The following is a 14729-nucleotide window of genomic DNA, read 5'->3' on the forward strand; positions in this document are numbered from 1 at the left end:
CTGCTGGAGCTGATGGCCGGGCCGAGGCACTGCGAGTGGGGTCCGGAGCGGACCGCACGGAGCACGTGCTGCGCGCTATGGTCAACCAGTGCTTTCCGCTGTGCCTTTCGGGGGGCAAGAGGCTTCATCCAGGCTCGGAAACACCACGTTCCAGGCCCTGGTCAGCACCGCGAGGGCGTGACTGTCCACCAGGTGCGGCGCGCCAAACGCCATCGCTGCATCGAGTAGCGCACCACCGGCCGTCCGCCATGGATCCAACACCACCTCGTCGCCGTCCTCGTCAACGGCGAACGACTCCGCGCGACCGCGGAGCTGAGTGGGCTTGATCCGCTTTGACGGACATCTGAGATCAGGGGTTCTGCCCCGGAAGGATGTCCATCATGGAGAGCATGGGGAAGAAGAAGCCTCGGCCTCGCCGTTCGTTCACGCCGGAGTTCAAGGCCGAGATCGTTGAACTGTGCCGGCGTGGTGACCGTTCGGTCGGTCAGATCGCCAAGGACTTCGACCTGACGGAGACCGCGGTGCGGCTGTGGGCCAGCCAGGCTGAGGTCGACGCGGGCGAGAAGGACGGCCTGACCAGCAGCGAGCGTGAGGAGTTGGCCGCGTTGCGGCGGGAGAACCGTCGCCTGCGCGAGGACGTCGACATCCTCAAGCGTGCAACGGCTTTCTTCGCGAAGGAGACCCGGTGAGCGTGCACCCGTTCATCGAGGCGGAGAAGCAGGACGGTCACAACGTCAAGCGCGCATGTGAACTGCTCAAGGTCTCCCGCACCGCCTTCTATGCCCGCCGCGGCGGCAAGCCCGGACCGCGGGCGGTCCGCGATGCCGAGCTGACCGGGAGGATCACCGAAGTCCACGAGTGGTCGCGGGGCACCTACGGCTCTCCGCGCATCCACGCTGCCCTGCAACAGGCAGGCCAGGATTGCGGCCGGCGCCGGATCGCCAGACTGATGCGCAATGCCGGGCTGCAGGGCCGTCATCGCAGACGCCGACAACTGACCACGATCCCAGACCCGCGAGCCGCCACCCGCCCCGACCTGGTCCTGCGTGATTTCGCTCCTGATCCCATGGCGATCGACACCCGCTGGTGCGGTGACATCACCTACGTTCCGACCGAGGAAGGCTGGCTCTATCTGGCGACTGTCATCGACATCGCATCGCGCCGGGTGGTCGGCTGGGCAACCGCTGATCACCTGCGGACCGAGCTGGTTGCTGATGCCCTGCGATCTGCCTGTCGACAGCGTCGCCCAAGCCGGTCGGTGATCTTTCACTCGGACCGCGGCTGCCAATACACCAGCACCGAATTCGCCGCCCTCAGCAGTGAGTTCGGCATCCGGCTCTCGGTCGGCCGCACCGGCCAATGCTGGGACAACGCGCTCGCCGAGTCGTTCTTCGCCACCATCAAGCGCGAGTTGCTCGGCACCACCGCCTGGCCCAGCCGGGCCGCCGCCCGCACCGCGATCTTCGACTTCATCGAAGGCTGGTACAACTTGCACCGATTGCACAGCAGCCTCGGCTACCGGAGTCCCGCCGACTACGAGACCGCACTCGCGGCCTGACCACCACACCGACGGTGTCCGTCAAAGCGGAACAAGCTCAGAGCGCTCTTCCTGAGCATGTGCCAGACCATGGGGAACCCGTCTCCGATTGGCGATCCCGAGGTTCCGGCCCCGCGGATCAACAGGGTGGACGCGTGATCCTGATGCCGGTTGTGCGCGGCTTTCGGCTGCTCAGCGAGCCACCGGTCCCATGCCTTGCTGTACTCCCGATCGGCTGCGGGATGAGGCGCGGAAGCGAGTTTCCGCGCGCCTTCCTCGTCCAGGGCAATCGCGGCCTCGATGACGCGGATCACTGCGTCACCCTGCGGGCCGAAGAGAACCGACGGGGACATCTCCTCCAGCAGGTCGACAGCGATGGCGCGGGTGTAGCCGGCGTCAGACCGCAGGTTTTCGGCGGCTCGTGCCATCGCGGCACGTTCCGCATCCCTGTCGGAGAGACCACGTGCGCGCGGAAAAGCCGCCCCGGCCATCGGGCAACCAGCACTCGCTCCGGCGTGTGATCGACCAGGATCCACGGCGGCTTGAACAGCGGCAGCGTCACCCGCTCCCCAACCGCTGCCGCCTTCAGATAGACAGGAGATTCATCCGTGGCGAAGACGAAGCCTGCCACCGCTCGCGTTTCGGCGAGCTCCTCCACCGCCCCGTCACCCCCTGCGTCCTCAGTCCACAATCTTCGGTGACGCGAACGTAGTGGTCATCACGCTCCGGTGCCAATGATCAGTGCGCTCGGTGGATATGGGGTAGGCCCACACCACCAACTCGCCCTCCACGACGGCGATATGTGTACACCGTCCTAGGAATCCAGCCCGAGTGGTGAGCGCGGCCGGAGACGGGCGAGTCGTCACCGGCCGCGCGGGAGTTGCTTTACTCCAGTCCGTACGCCCGGATCGTGGTCTGCTCGACCGCGTCACCGTTCGACGCCTCGGCCCTGGCCCGTACCGAGACAAACTTCGTGTCCCCCTGCGGATGAGTGAGCAGCGCGTACCATTTGCTGTTGGCGCGGTACACGCGGGCCGGCTTCCATGTCGTGCCGTCGTCGGCGGACTGCTGCACCGTGACCTTGTCCACCTCGCCGGCTCCCGAGGACTCCTTCTGCGCTCCGACGCTGATCTCCAGCGGGAACAGAGGAAGGTCCGGAGCCCGGTTGTACTCGTCGAACGGGCCCCGAACGTGGAGCGTGAGCAAGGGCAGATACATGCTCTCGGCCGTGGTCGCAGTCTCGAACGACCAGCGGGTGCTGACCTGCGGCGCCAGCGCCGACCAGGTCGGCGTGCGGGAGGACTTCACCTCCAGGGTGTAGCGGCCCTTGTCGGGCGATGTGCGCCAGAAACCCCACGGCTGGGAACTGCTCCCGATCACCGTGCCGTCCGCCGCGGACAGGGTGGTCGTGGAGGTGGCGTACTGCGCGTTGAAGGCGGAGGCGGCGGATTGCCCGGGCTCGCTGGGTGAGTAGGGCCATGTCTGGGCGAGGAGGGTGTCGCCGTACCTGAGCACCCGGTTCCACGGGTGCATGGAGATGTCGGAGCCGTGGACGGCCGAGTTCCAGGTCTGCGTTCGCCGCTCTCCGGGCTTGTAGCCGTAGTAGCCGCCCTCGATCTCGCCGTCGAAGTTGTACTGCGTGGGCTCGTCGATACCGCGCTGCCACAGGTAGTGGCTGAAGGAGATGTCCTCGCCCGCCGAATAGAACTCGTTGCGCCACACCGGGAGCGTGACCTCGTTGAAGGCGGCCACGACCATGCTCTGTCCGGGCAGGTAGAACGGCGTGGAGGAGCGGGTGCCGTGCGCGGCGATGCCCTGTGCCCGGATCAGGGCGCGCACCAGGGCGAGTTCGTTGTCCCTGACCCGGTAGTCGAGCGAATCCGGGATCTGGCCCTTGTTGGGCCTGGCGAAGAAGTACGCGTACTTCTCTCTGCTGGCCTGCGGGTTCACCAGGGTCTGGTAGACGCCGAAGGCGAACGAGGCGGGATCGGCCTTCACGGGGACGGCGTACAGTTCCTCGGCGCTGTCGTAGGTCCGGTAGCCGATCAGCAGGGAGACGTTCGCCGACGACTGGGTCTGGTCGATGTCCGCAACATCGCGGACGGCGGCCCGCTGGTCGGTCCGGACCCGGATCTGCTTGCCCGCGCGGGCGTCCAGCGTGACGGTCATGTCCTTGTCGACGACGATGCTCGGCACTGCCGTCCAGGTCCTGCTCGCCCGCTGTGCCGGCTGGCCGGGCATCGGGGTGTCCACGAAGGCATTGAGGGCGTACGTGCCTGTGGGGACACGCACGGTCAGCGAGCCGTCGGTGAGCGGAGGCAGCTTGGGGGTGTCTCCGCTGTCGAGGCCGAGAAGGTAGAAGAAGTGCGTCAGGGCGGAACTCGCCGGGTTGCCCGCCCGGTCGACAGCCCGGATCGTGAGTTCTTTGGACTCCGGCTCGGTGGTGGCGCCGAACGCGGTGGTGACGGTGATGCCGACGGGCGCGGTCGCGGTGACCCGGCCGCCGTAGGAGCCGATATCGGCGCTCAGCGCCTTGGGGTTCACGGTGAGGCCGACCTCGGCCGTGCCGTGTGCAGGCACGGTGACATCGTTGCCATCGAGCGCGAACGCGCCTTCGGGGAGCGCCGATCCACCCGGTCCGGAGCCGGCGACCTGGAGGGCGAGGGTGACCGGGGCGTCGCCGTCGTTCGCGTACGTCACGGCCCTGGTGACGGGCGGCAGATCGGCCTGCGGGTACTTCAGCAGTCCGAAGTTCACCGTGGACGAAGCGGCGGTGACGGACTGCCGTACGGCGCGGGCGATGTCGAGGCGACCGTTGCCCTGGTCGTACACGCCCGCACGGTCCAGCGTCGTGGCGGTGCTGGTCAGCGCGGCCTTGAGCCGGCCGGCGCTCCAGTCGGGTTGCTGCTGCGCGAGGATCGCGGCGCTCGCGGCCACGTGCGGGGTGGCCATCGACGTGCCATTGGCGCTGGTGTAGTTGGCGTCGAGCGGCGAGCCCATCGACGTACCGGCGGCGCGTGCCGCGACGATCGACTGACCTGGCGCGACGATCTCCGGCTTCACCGCGTAGTCGCGCAGCCGCGGCCCGCGGGAGGAGAAGGAATTCACACGGTCGGTCTTGGAGACGCTGCCGACCGCGAGGGCCGCGTCCGCGGCCGCGGGCGTGCCGACGGTCAGCGGGCTGCCCGCGTTGCCCGCGGCGACGACGAACAACGTGCCGTACTGCGCGGAGAGCCGGTTGACCGCGGCGGAGAGCGGGTCGGTCCCATCGCTTGCGCTGCCGCCGAGGCTCATATTGACGATCTTCGCGCGCTGCGCGGCCCACTCCATCCCGGCAAGGATGGCCGAGTAGTCGCAGGTCTCCCCGGCGCACACCTTGCCCACGAGCAGCTGGGCGTCGGGGGCGGCGCCCTTGTACTTGCCGCTCGAGGCCGCGCCCGAGCCGGCGATCGTCGAGGCGACATGGGTGCCGTGCCCGAAGGTGTCCTTGACGCCCGCGGAGCTTGCGGTGAAGTCCTTCGCCTCGGTGACGGCGGAGGCGAGATCGGGGTGGATGGCGTCGTAACCGCCGTCGAGAACGGCGACCTTGACCCCCTTGCCGGTGTATCCGGCCTCCCAGGCGGCGGGCGCACCGATCTGGCTGTTGCTCTGGTCGTCGGAGAGTCTGGCCTCGCCGTCGAGCCAGACTCTGCCGACGCCGCCGGTGAACGCCTTCCGCTCGATCCGCGCCGCGGAGGGCGGGCCGACGATCGAGGTCCAGAGCCTGCCGAGCCGCTTCTTGTCGGTCACGACCGACGAACCGCCCACGCCGGGCAGGGCACGGGTCGCCCGGGCATGGCGGCGCACGGCGTCCGGGGCGGCACCGGAACGGGAGTCGCGGGAGGTGACGATGAGCGGGAGGGTCGTACGGGAGGCGTCGTCCCGGTGCTGGCGTATCAGCTCCGGGATGTCGAACAGACGGCTGTCGAGCACGCCCGACGACACCAGCGGCGCGGCGTCGTTGGGCAGGACGACGAGGTGACGCAGGCCGTTCTTGTCCGTGTGGCCCTGCTTGATGAATCCCACGTCCTGCCGGCCGGGTCCGGGAAAGACGGTGAGCGACTGCTTCCCCTGGGCGAGTTCGCGGACGACGACCCGGTCTCCGGTGATGAGGGTCGCGGACTGGCTCGCCGCGGTGGGCTTGAGCGCGGAGTGTATGAAGGCGGACGTCCTGGGATCCGGGGCGGGGCCCCGGTCGGGTAAGGCGGGGGTGACGCCCAGTGCGGGTGATGGCGGCCCGAGTACGGCGACTATCGCAAGGGAGGCAGTGATTGCCCTGGTCCAGCGCATGTTCGACTCCTTGAACGGCGGCTTGGGTGCACGACGTATGGCGGCGCTTGCAACTGGCTCGTTCAAGGAAAGTGGACTGGACCTCTCACGCTGTCAAGGGGAAGGTACAGACCAATAGTCGGTGCCCCTGCCAATCCGGCCAGGTGCGCCGGAAGTGTTGCACCGGGCCCTTGCGAAACATCCGGGAAAGACCGCGCACGGCACGGTGGGCCGCATAGTGCTGCCCGGTCACGGCGCGCCCGACGCCGCCACCGGTTCACCGCAACCCACGAACTCGGCCACCCAGTCCTGCACGGCGACGCGACCGGCGACATTCGCCAGGAACGCGAAGCTGACGCCTTCGCCGCCGAGTTCCTGACCTCCGCCGCGAGCATCGTCCTCCTGCTTCTGGCCAGTCTGGACCTGACACACCTAGGCCGTTTCGTTCGGATCATCTGATCGTTGGTCCGGATGTGCCGTTGACCGACGCGCAGTGGGCGCGGATCGAGCCGTTGCTTCCGGACCGGACGCCGAAGCGGGGCGGCCGGTGACGGGACCACCGCGAGGTAATCGATGCGATTGCTTGGAAGTTTTCTTCGTGCGACCGTGACCGTGTTCTCCAGATGCCACAGGACGTACGGGAGGTGCTTAACCAGGATGGTCTCCACCGCGGGGGGCTTGACCCATGCAGGGACGGGGACGCCCGGTCCATGGGGCGTGGCGAGGGTCAGGCGCGGCGGCTGCATGCTGTCCGTGAATGCGGGTCCGTAGCGCCGGGGATTGCGGATCGGTAGTCCGTCGCGTGTGAGCACTTCCACCTCGTCGGGGGCGAGGTGAGGCGACGGGACCCAAATGGACCCCAACGGGACGGCTCGAGGCGAAGCTGTCGGAGTACGCAAGGCCATGGCGCCGTATGTGAGTTAGGCCGGGGCGGACCAGAGCGCCTGCCCATACGGCGAAACCTTCCGTGCCTGCATCAAGGCGGCTCGCTGCCGGGCCTGATACTCCTCTGTCCGCCGCGCGCTCGCCCCGGCTCTGCCGGCCGCTGGCCGCTGGCCGCTGGCCGCTGGTCAGGAGGACGCAGCCGCGCTCTGATCGGCGAGCGAGTGCAGCCGCACCTCCGCAGGTGAGCGGTCGCACCCCGCCCCCGGATCAGGATCGCGATGCCGTTCGGGACCCGAACGTATCTTCCCTCGCCGGTACACACGCGGGGCCCCTATACTCCGCCACTCCAACCCGGAGAGGCCGTCCCATGCGTGGTCGGCAGCGCCCATGCCACGGGAGTAACAGATGATCGCCTTGACCGTCCCGGTCATGATGGCCTTCGGAGTCTTTCTGATCGCAATGGTCGTGGTAGGAATCTGGACCTATCAGGAGACCAGCACGTTCAACAACTTCGCCCTCGGTGGCCGCCAGCTCACCGCCCCGGTGGCCGCCCTGTCCGCCGGGGCCAGCGACATGTCCGGTTGGCTGTTCCTGGGCCTGCCCGGTGCCGTGTACGCGGCCGGGATCGGTGCCACCTGGATCGCCGTCGGCCTCGTCATAGGCACGTTTCTCAACTGGCGGTTCGTCGCACCCCGCTTGCGCACCTACACCGAGCTGGCCGGCAACTCTGTGACCCTGTCTGCGTACCTGGAGGAGCGGTTCGAGGACCGGAGCAGGACGCTCCGGCTCCTTTCGGCAATCGTCATCGTCGTGTTCTTCACTGTCTACGTCGCCAGCGGCCTGGTCGCCGGCGGCCTTCTGTTCGATGAGATCTTCGGAGTCGGCTTCGACTTCGGGCTCACCGTCTTCGCCGTGGTGATCGTCGTCTACACCTTCCTCGGCGGCTTCCGGGCCGTGAGCGTGACGCACTCGATGCAGGGCACGCTTATGTTCCTCGCTGCGGTCGCCCTCCCCGCGATCGGCATCGGGGTGCTCGGCGGCTTCGATGCGCTGCACAGCGAGCTCGCCGCCAGAACCCCGGCACTGCTTGACATGGGAGCCGAGGCCAGCTTCACCGACGGCGAGTGGACGGCCGGCGAGCCGCTCGGCGCCGTCGCGGTGATCTCCCTGCTCGCGTGGGGACTCGGCTACTTCGGCCAGCCCCACATCCTGGCCCGCTTCATGGGCATCCGCAGCACCCGCGATATTCCCCTGGCCCGCCGAATCGGTGTGGGCTGGGTGATCGTTGTTCTGGCGGGCGCTTCGCTCATCGGGCTCGTCGGGACCGCCGTGCTCGACAAGCCGCTCGACAACCCGGAGACCGTCTTCATCGCGCTCTCCGCGCAACTGGTCAACCCCTGGGTCGCGGGCATCCTGCTGGTGGCGGTGCTGGCCGCGATCAAGTCCACAGCGGACAGTCAGCTCCTGGTGTCGGCGACCGCCCTCACCGAGGACTTCTACCGAGCGTTCCTCAGTCGGCGGGCCTCTGACACGTCGCTGCTGCTGATTGGACGCGGGAGTGTGGTGGCTGTGGCGCTGGTCGCCTATGTGATCGCACTCAGCGGCGGCGCCGTGCTCGACATCGTCGCGTATGCCTGGGCGGGCTTCGGCGCGGCCTTCGGCCCGGTGATCCTCCTGTCACTGTACTGGCCGCGCATGACGGCGGCCGGGGCGAAGGCCGGCATGGTGGCCGGTGCGCTCACCGTGGTCCTGTGGAAGCACATCGATCCGCTCCTCGGGCCGCTGGAGACAGGCATCTACGAGATGGTGCCCGGCATACTCACCGCCACCGCCGCGGCACTGGTCTTCGGCAAGTTCGTCGGCCGTCCCCCGGTGCGCACTTGGATCGGCACCATGGAGGACACCCCCGAGGCCGTGCAAGTGGGCCAAGGCGTGTCGCGCCATTGACCCGACCGGGCAGAGGACTCGGGGCCCGCGGCACCGGCCCGTCCGGTGCTTCCATGCGATCACGTCGATCACCTGTCGGTGATCACGCCAACGGCCGCCTCGTTTCGGTGTCCGGTCGGGCAGCACCGGTTCAACACGCGCCCACTGCACGTCAGTCAACGACTCGACCAGACCGGAGTGTGCTGGTGGCGTCCTTGACAGCACATGGAAGATGTCAACGAGCTTGTACACGTGGTGTTTTCGGGCTTGTCTCCGCTGATCATCGAGGACGTGGCCGACGAAAACGAGCGGATCTTGGTGCGGGCGCGGACGCCACTCGGGACGGCCGCTTGTCCAGCCTGCGGGGCGCGGTCCGGACGCGTGCACGGCTATCACCAGCGGACGGACGGTGGCCGATCTGATCTGCCGCCCGACGGGGCGCCCCCGCCCGACAGTCCCGGCCTGCTCTCGTCTGCCGCCCTCGACCCGAGCCGCCGCCAGTACCCGTAGCGCAATGCGTAACGCAATGCGCCCTTCCCACCTTCGGTGGGAAGGGCGCATTCGTGCGTCCGGGGTCAGGCGTCTGGCCGCTTGTTGTACGCCGCGAGGGTCGCCTTGTTCGTCGACCCGTCCTGGAAGACGAGCTCCCACGGCCCGGTGTTCACGTCGAACTCCTTGCCGAAGCCCACCCACTTGCCGGTCATGCGCCGGCCAGTCGGCTCGACGAGCAGCTGAATCGCGCCGTGGTAGCGGGCGCCGCGGTAGTAGCCATCGGTCTCGGTCTGTTCGGTCCAGGTGCCGGTGGCGACGTGGCCGTCTATCTCCAGATCCATCGTCAGCGGCGAGTCGCTGGAGCCGGGCAGGCTCCGCGCGGACAGCCGGTTGCCGTGCTGCAGCATCACGACGTAGTGCTGCCCGGTGAAGGACGAGTCACGGCCGCTGGAGAAGTACTCGTAGCGGGACAGCCACACGCCCGAGTAGTTGCGGTGGGCGCCCTGCGGTTCGGGCTGCGGCGCGGCAGCTGCAGGGGCGATGCCGTTCACGGACGCCTCGACGTCGTGACCGCCCTGCCCGTCCTCGGAAACGCGCGCCATCGGCACGACGCCGCTGAAGCCGAGGGACTCGATGGGCAGGCCGGTGACGGATTCCAGGGCGCGGGCGTACACGGGGCGGGGCGCGGTGGTCGCGCCGGATTCCCAGCGTTGTACGAGCCGCTTGTTGGCGTCGTTGGGCTGGCCCGCGCGGGCGCCGGCATCTCGCACGGCACGGGCGAAGTCGTCTTGGGACATGAGCAGGCCCATGCGGACTGCTCGCAGTGCGCTGTTCGGTGTGGCCATGGGAGAACGGTAGACCCAACCCCCCTCGGATGACACCGAAGTGACGCCCCGTATGTCGCCGCTTTGACGCCTCCACTGACGCCGCGCAACTCTCTGTGGCCGCGCCATCTTGAATGCGTGACGACTACAGGCAGCGGCGGTACCGGCAAGGGCCTGAGCATCAAGGTCTACCGGGTCGACCGGGAGACGAACGCGCGCACGCCGGTCAAGGCATGCACGCTGCCGGCGGCCAAGGCGCTGCCGTTCTCCATGGCCTACCCGCCCTGCGCCTGCCCGCGCTGCCGTGGGGCGAGCACCCAGTGAGCCCGAGGTGGGACGACGAGCCCGAGCACGGTCCCGGCATGTGCTCCGCCTGCGGCCAGCACACCGACAACGGGCTCGTCCACTGGGTGCCCCGCATGTCCGGCCCCGACGTCCGCGTCGTCACCTACGCCGAACCCGCCGACTGCCAGCCGCCTGTAGCTACACCCCACCAACTCCCGTCCGCACCGGTGCACCCCTGACCCGGTGCGGACGGGGCTAGGCCCTCGCCCGAGGGCAACGTCCACACAGGAGGAAGCATGACCATCGCGTTAAGGCACCCCGTGGGCACCACCGACCCGGCCGAGCTCGTCGGCTCCGAGATGACGGAGCGCCTCAGCGCCCGCATCGTCAAGGACCACCCTGAGATCGACCACGCCACCGCGCGGCGCATCATCGCGCAGACCGCCGCGTTCCTCGCCGCCGGCGCCGAACGCCCCGGCGCGGAGCTGTCGCCGAGCAAGCTCGTAGACATCGGCTGGCACACCTGGATCCTCCACACCGTCGACTACGCCGCGTTCTGCGAGCGGGTCGCCGGACGGTTCATCCACCACGTCCCGACCGTGGACGGCGAGCAGGTCGACGGCGGTCCCGAGGTGGCGCGGGAGCGCACCCTGGCCGCCATCGCCGGAGCGGGATTCACCATCGAGGCCGATCTGTGGCCTCCGGCCGCCAAGATGGGTGAGTGCAGCCAGTGCCACGCGGGCTGCACGGACAGCCCCAACGGCGGCAAGAAGAAGTAGCAGGACCACGTCGGCCGCTTGGTCCATGCACCGGGCGGCCGGCCCCGCGAACGGAGCAGCAGTGACGGACACCAAGGCGTGGGACACCTACTCCACGCAGAAGCCCGAGCGGCGCCCCACGAACGCCGCCGGCGAGACGACCTGGTTCAACTGGACCCAGTACCCCGACCACGGCCCGGGCGCGGAAGTCCTCGGCATCGGCCCGGGCGCCGCTGTGCTGGACCTGGGCTGCGGCAAGGGCGGCAACCTCGCCCACTGCGCCACGCTCGGAGCCCGCGCCGTCGGCGTCGACGTATCCCTCGCACAGCTGAAGGCCGCGGAGGCACGCTGGGGCGACGTCGACGGTATGACCCTGCGCCACGGCGACGCCGTGCAGCTCTGCGCCGAAAGGGTCGAGAAATTCGACGCGGTCTACTCCGTGTTCGGCGCCGCATGGTTCACCGACCCGGACGACCTACTGCCCATCATCCGCAAGCGGCTGCGCCCCGGCGGAGTCCTCGCTTTCTCCCAACGCCCCGCCATCGAGGGCTGCTATGGATGCCAGGCCTCGTACATCAACCGGTCCGAGGACGAGGACCCCCTCGTCGTGAAGCGCTGGGACTACGAGCCCGAGCGATGGATGGAGATCCTGACCGATCACGGATTCACCGCGGCGTCGGCTCGCGTCCTGCCCGCCCCGCCCGGCCCTCGGAAGGTCGGCACACTCCTGGTCCGCGCTCGCGGATAGCGCCCGCTCCCATCACCGCCCCGGCCTGTCTGCGTCCCCCCTCGCGGACAGGCCTGCGCTCTCTCGTGTGTCAGGCGCGCATGCATGGATACACACGAACGTGACGCGCCCCCAAAGATCGTTGCAACTGTCCGCTGGAAAGCCTCTGGTCAGCACGTCACCAGCGAGACGGGACGCCACATGTCCAACGATCAGCACGGGAAGACGAAGACCCCCGTGCTTCATTCGCGGTGTTGATGATCTGCCGGAGCCGGTGATGCCGCTCCTCGCGGATGCCGCAGCGGTCGCGGACGTGCTCAGCACAGATCCGTGTCCGCCAGTTGCTGCATCCGCCGACCGAAGTCGCTCACGTCAACGCCGATCACGCGACCGGCAAAGCGCATGGCTGACAGCTGCTGCAGCGCGACGAAGGACGGAAGGTCACGAGCCGACTGGTAGGACATCGTGGTAGAGGGCACCTCTACCAGTCACGCAGGGGGTTTTCCCGGGTGGCAGACGCAACTACCGTGATCGATTCCCGCGGGCCGCGGGCGCCTGGTTGAGTACAGAGGCCAGATGCCTTCCCCGCGAGCAGACAGAACCACCGAACTCACGAATGTGCGCGGGGCGGAGCGCTACGCTCCCCTCAATTCGATGGGAGGAGCGTATTTCTGTCATGTGGACTTTGGTCCTTTTCTCCGCCGTCGGCGGTTCGCTGAGCGGCTTGCTGGACTTAATCAAGCAGATCACTGCCTGGAAGGAGGCCCGGCGCGTTCATCTCGAACGGGTGCACAGCCGCGTCAACCGGCCGCCGTTCAGCGGCTGCTGGGACCCCGCACCAGAAATCGTTTCTGTCGCCGCCCATATGTGACTCGGTGCAGCGTTGGGGGCGCTCCTCGCGGGATCCGACCAGATCACCGATTCCTGGGCGGCATGCCTGGTGGGCGCGTCGGCGCCGACTCTCATCACCCGCGTCGTCGGCGGGTCGCGCACCGTTCAGCGCGCGATCCTCGAGCCAGGCACCGTGGCAGCGATCCCCGCCCAGGGTGAACCCCAAGGCGCCACCACCCCACCCGCCGCTGACTCACTCCCGCCGGATCACCCCGTGGGTGGGTGCCGCCTCTCCTGATGCCCAGCACATCGCCAACAACGGTGCTCGCGAGGAGGCAGGCAGTGGTCTCTAGCCCGCTCTGGCGCCGTTCGCTGTCCGCTGTCGTGGGCGTGGAGCGGAGGGTGAACCCCGGTGTGGCGACCGTTGGCGGGCGACTTCACGACCGCGAGCGGTACGGCCTTGGGCGTCGGTGCCTTGCCGCTTTCCTGGATCTTCGTCTGCCCCCTGCGAGTGATAGCGGCCATCACGGAAGTGAGCCACCTGCTCCCGGGAGTCCGCCGGCGGCATCCCCACGGCAACCTGCCACGACCAGGCAGGACCCACCCTCTCTGCCTGCCGCGGCCTTGCCCCCTCCCCCGACTGGTTTCACTGCAGAGGGACGGGTCGAAGAAACGCCGGCAGCCGACTCCCTGTTCCGCAACGCCTGCTTCCCCGATCGGGTGCCGTCGATCGCGGCCGATGGCGCCACCCCGTCAATCGCTTGCCGCCCGTGTAGACACGGCCTCGCCGTCGATGACAACGTCCTCGCCCAGCGCCGCGGCGGCGTCAGCGATCTCGGGGAAGGCTCCAGTGAGGTCACGTCCGTTGCGGGACTGCAAGAACACTTCGCCATCGGCGCCGGCGAACACCAGCAGCCTGAACCCGTCGTACTTCGGCTCCAGCACCGTGCCGCGCAGGGCGGCGGGCCCCGGGAGACGCGACACCGCTCGGGCCAGCATCGGCTCCACCGGAGGCTCAAGACTCATGTAAGGCAATTACCCGGACAAAGAGTGCAAACTCGTCTCTATCCGAGTGAAGGGCGTTGGGTGAGCTGTGGATCTGGAGAGCATCGCCAGGGAACTGTACGGGCTGCACCCGGCCGACTTCACCGCAGCCAGAAACGAGCACGCGGCCGCGGCCAGAAAGGCAGGCAACCGCACGCTGGCAGGGCGGATCCAGGCCCTGCGGCGCCCGACCCTCTCGGCCTGGGCCAGCAACCAACTCGTACGCCGACAGCCGGACCAGGTCCCGCCGCTGATCAGCCTCGGCGAAAGCCTGCGCCAAGCGCACCGGGAACTCGACGGCGAGCAGCTGCGTGAGCTCAGCCGGCAACAGCACGCTCTGGTCGGCACGGTGGCCCGACAGGCACGGCAACTGGCGGCCGAGGTCGGCCACCCGGTGAGTGAGGACATCCAGCACGAGATCGAGGCCACCCTGCACGCGGTCCTCGCCGACCCGCAGGCAGCACAGGAGTGGGTCGCCGGCCAGCTCACGAAACCGCTGAGCCCGCCCGTCGGATTCACCGCCGCCACCGCGGACACCGTCCCGCACCCGGCACCCAGCTCCACCGGCCAACCCGACACCGCTGCTGCCGAGGAGCCCAAGAAGGTCCGAAGGGAGAAGCGCGCACAGCTCGGCCAGGCCAAGAAGGACGCGAAGGCAGCCGAGCAGCAGGCGCTGGCCTGTGAGGAGGAGCTGACGCAGGCCGAAACGGACAGAGAGCGGGCCGAGAAGCGGCTGCAGGAGGCAGAGAAGGAGACCGCTGCGCTGGCCGAGCAACTCAAGCAGGCCAAGGAGCGCCAACGAGTTGCCCGTGACGGTGAAGGCGAAGCACGGAACCGCGCCCGGGAAGCCGAAACGGCGGCGCGAAAAGCACGCCGCCACGCACAGGACGCGGCCGCGCAAACAGAACGTCTGGCAACCGACGACACGTGAGGCGCCCCCCAGGTTCTCGGCCTGCCGGAGCGTCCGGCTTCCGGGATCCGATGCGCCGCGGGCGGGGGTGCCATGGAAGAAGTCAGGAGGAGATGGCAGCGATCACGGGGCGTCCCGTGTGGAGTGGTGCTCTGACCTTCGGCTTGGTGTCGTTGCCCGTGAAGTTGTTCACCGCGACGGA

15 protein-coding genes and 1 pseudogene are annotated in these 14729 nt (G+C 68.6%); 10 read left to right on the forward strand and 6 right to left on the reverse strand.

Annotated features, from left to right (window positions below):
- Positions 1–380: 380 nt before the first annotated feature.
- A complete protein-coding gene (locus tag QFZ67_RS00850; protein WP_307659177.1) occupies positions 381–689 on the forward strand; it encodes a transposase in 309 nt (102 codons plus the stop codon).
- Positions 686–1558: an IS3 family transposase gene (locus QFZ67_RS00855; protein ID WP_307659178.1), complete on the forward strand. Its 873-nt coding sequence runs from the start codon at positions 686–688 to the stop codon at positions 1556–1558. The genes QFZ67_RS00850 and QFZ67_RS00855 overlap by 4 nt, the downstream gene beginning before the upstream one ends.
- On the opposite strand, the gene QFZ67_RS00860 is transcribed toward QFZ67_RS00855, so the two are convergent.
- Together QFZ67_RS00860 and QFZ67_RS00865 are read right to left on the reverse strand one after the other, a co-directional pair.
- Positions 1534–1965, reverse strand: a complete 432-nt coding sequence (locus tag QFZ67_RS00860) for a hypothetical protein (RefSeq protein ID WP_307659179.1) — start codon at positions 1963–1965, stop codon at positions 1534–1536. The two genes, QFZ67_RS00855 and QFZ67_RS00860, sit on opposite strands and share 25 nt — an antisense overlap.
- A 457-nt stretch (positions 1966–2422) precedes the next feature.
- On the reverse strand, positions 2423–5866 hold the full coding sequence (locus QFZ67_RS00865) for a S8 family serine peptidase (protein WP_307659180.1): 3444 nt from the start codon (positions 5864–5866) through the stop codon (positions 2423–2425).
- Positions 5867–6154: 288 nt separating this feature from the next.
- On the opposite strand from QFZ67_RS00865, the gene QFZ67_RS00870 reads away from it, so the two are divergent.
- Both QFZ67_RS00870 and putP read left to right on the forward strand, forming a co-directional pair.
- On the forward strand, positions 6155–6304 hold the full coding sequence (locus QFZ67_RS00870; protein WP_307665695.1) for a hypothetical protein: 150 nt from the start codon (positions 6155–6157) through the stop codon (positions 6302–6304).
- 831 nt (positions 6305–7135) lie between these two features.
- Complete coding sequence (gene putP / locus QFZ67_RS00875) at positions 7136–8677, forward strand: sodium/proline symporter PutP (protein ID WP_307659181.1); 1542 nt, start codon at positions 7136–7138, stop codon at positions 8675–8677.
- 48 nt (positions 8678–8725) lie between these two features.
- Here putP and QFZ67_RS38920 read toward each other — a convergent pair.
- Together QFZ67_RS38920 and QFZ67_RS00885 are read right to left on the reverse strand one after the other, a co-directional pair.
- Positions 8726–9217 (reverse strand): annotated as a pseudogene (locus QFZ67_RS38920) (hypothetical protein); the annotation flags it as partial.
- A gap of 14 nt (positions 9218–9231) precedes the next feature.
- On the reverse strand, positions 9232–9993 hold the full coding sequence (locus QFZ67_RS00885; protein WP_307659182.1) for an XRE family transcriptional regulator: 762 nt from the start codon (positions 9991–9993) through the stop codon (positions 9232–9234).
- Between the two features lie 117 nt (positions 9994–10110).
- Here QFZ67_RS00885 and QFZ67_RS00890 point away from each other — a divergent pair, with 117 nt between their 5' ends.
- From QFZ67_RS00890 to QFZ67_RS00905, 4 genes are all read left to right on the forward strand, one after another.
- Positions 10111–10296 (forward strand): hypothetical protein, encoded by a 186-nt coding sequence (locus QFZ67_RS00890; protein ID WP_307659183.1) that lies wholly within the window; start codon positions 10111–10113, stop codon positions 10294–10296.
- A complete protein-coding gene (locus QFZ67_RS00895; RefSeq protein WP_307659184.1) occupies positions 10293–10496 on the forward strand; it encodes a hypothetical protein in 204 nt (67 codons plus the stop codon). The genes QFZ67_RS00890 and QFZ67_RS00895 overlap by 4 nt, the downstream gene beginning before the upstream one ends.
- Before the next feature lie 57 nt (positions 10497–10553).
- Positions 10554–11036: a hypothetical protein gene (locus QFZ67_RS00900; protein WP_307659185.1), complete on the forward strand. Its 483-nt coding sequence runs from the start codon at positions 10554–10556 to the stop codon at positions 11034–11036.
- A 61-nt stretch (positions 11037–11097) separates the two neighbouring features.
- The gene (locus tag QFZ67_RS00905; RefSeq protein ID WP_307659186.1) at positions 11098–11763 is read left to right on the forward strand and encodes a bifunctional 2-polyprenyl-6-hydroxyphenol methylase/3-demethylubiquinol 3-O-methyltransferase UbiG; all 666 of its coding nucleotides are present in this window, start codon (positions 11098–11100) and stop codon (positions 11761–11763) included.
- A gap of 296 nt (positions 11764–12059) precedes the next feature.
- Here the strand turns inward: QFZ67_RS00905 and QFZ67_RS00910 are convergent, their stop codons facing one another.
- Complete coding sequence (locus QFZ67_RS00910) at positions 12060–12206, reverse strand: hypothetical protein (RefSeq protein WP_307659187.1); 147 nt, start codon at positions 12204–12206, stop codon at positions 12060–12062.
- 212 nt (positions 12207–12418) lie between these two features.
- Here QFZ67_RS00910 and QFZ67_RS00915 point away from each other — a divergent pair, with 212 nt between their 5' ends.
- Positions 12419–12613 (forward strand): hypothetical protein, encoded by a 195-nt coding sequence (locus QFZ67_RS00915; protein ID WP_307659188.1) that lies wholly within the window; start codon positions 12419–12421, stop codon positions 12611–12613.
- Positions 12614–13326: 713 nt separating this feature from the next.
- Here QFZ67_RS00915 and QFZ67_RS00920 read toward each other — a convergent pair.
- Complete coding sequence (locus QFZ67_RS00920; protein ID WP_307659189.1) at positions 13327–13599, reverse strand: hypothetical protein; 273 nt, start codon at positions 13597–13599, stop codon at positions 13327–13329.
- 67 nt (positions 13600–13666) lie between these two features.
- Here QFZ67_RS00920 and QFZ67_RS00925 point away from each other — a divergent pair, with 67 nt between their 5' ends.
- Positions 13667–14548: a hypothetical protein gene (locus tag QFZ67_RS00925; RefSeq protein WP_307659190.1), complete on the forward strand. Its 882-nt coding sequence runs from the start codon at positions 13667–13669 to the stop codon at positions 14546–14548.
- Positions 14549–14729: the final 181 nt, after the last annotated feature.

Source organism: Streptomyces sp. V1I1, assembly GCF_030817355.1.
Lineage (GTDB): Bacteria > Actinomycetota > Actinomycetes > Streptomycetales > Streptomycetaceae > Streptomyces.

Coding starts and splice junctions, on each gene's coding strand:
- QFZ67_RS00865 (WP_307659180.1), bottom strand. CDS start 5,866: ATGCGCTGGACCAGGGCAATCACTGCCTCCCTTGCGATAGTCGCCGTA.
- QFZ67_RS00850 (WP_307659177.1), top strand. CDS start 381: ATGGAGAGCATGGGGAAGAAGAAGCCTCGGCCTCGCCGTTCGTTCACG.
- QFZ67_RS00885 (WP_307659182.1), bottom strand. CDS start 9,993: ATGGCCACACCGAACAGCGCACTGCGAGCAGTCCGCATGGGCCTGCTC.
- QFZ67_RS00860 (WP_307659179.1), bottom strand. CDS start 1,965: ATGGCACGAGCCGCCGAAAACCTGCGGTCTGACGCCGGCTACACCCGC.
- QFZ67_RS00920 (WP_307659189.1), bottom strand. CDS start 13,599: ATGAGTCTTGAGCCTCCGGTGGAGCCGATGCTGGCCCGAGCGGTGTCG.
- QFZ67_RS00915 (WP_307659188.1), top strand. CDS start 12,419: ATGTGGACTTTGGTCCTTTTCTCCGCCGTCGGCGGTTCGCTGAGCGGC.
- QFZ67_RS00910 (WP_307659187.1), bottom strand. CDS start 12,206: ATGTCCTACCAGTCGGCTCGTGACCTTCCGTCCTTCGTCGCGCTGCAG.
- QFZ67_RS00900 (WP_307659185.1), top strand. CDS start 10,554: ATGACCATCGCGTTAAGGCACCCCGTGGGCACCACCGACCCGGCCGAG.
- putP (WP_307659181.1), top strand. CDS start 7,136: ATGATCGCCTTGACCGTCCCGGTCATGATGGCCTTCGGAGTCTTTCTG.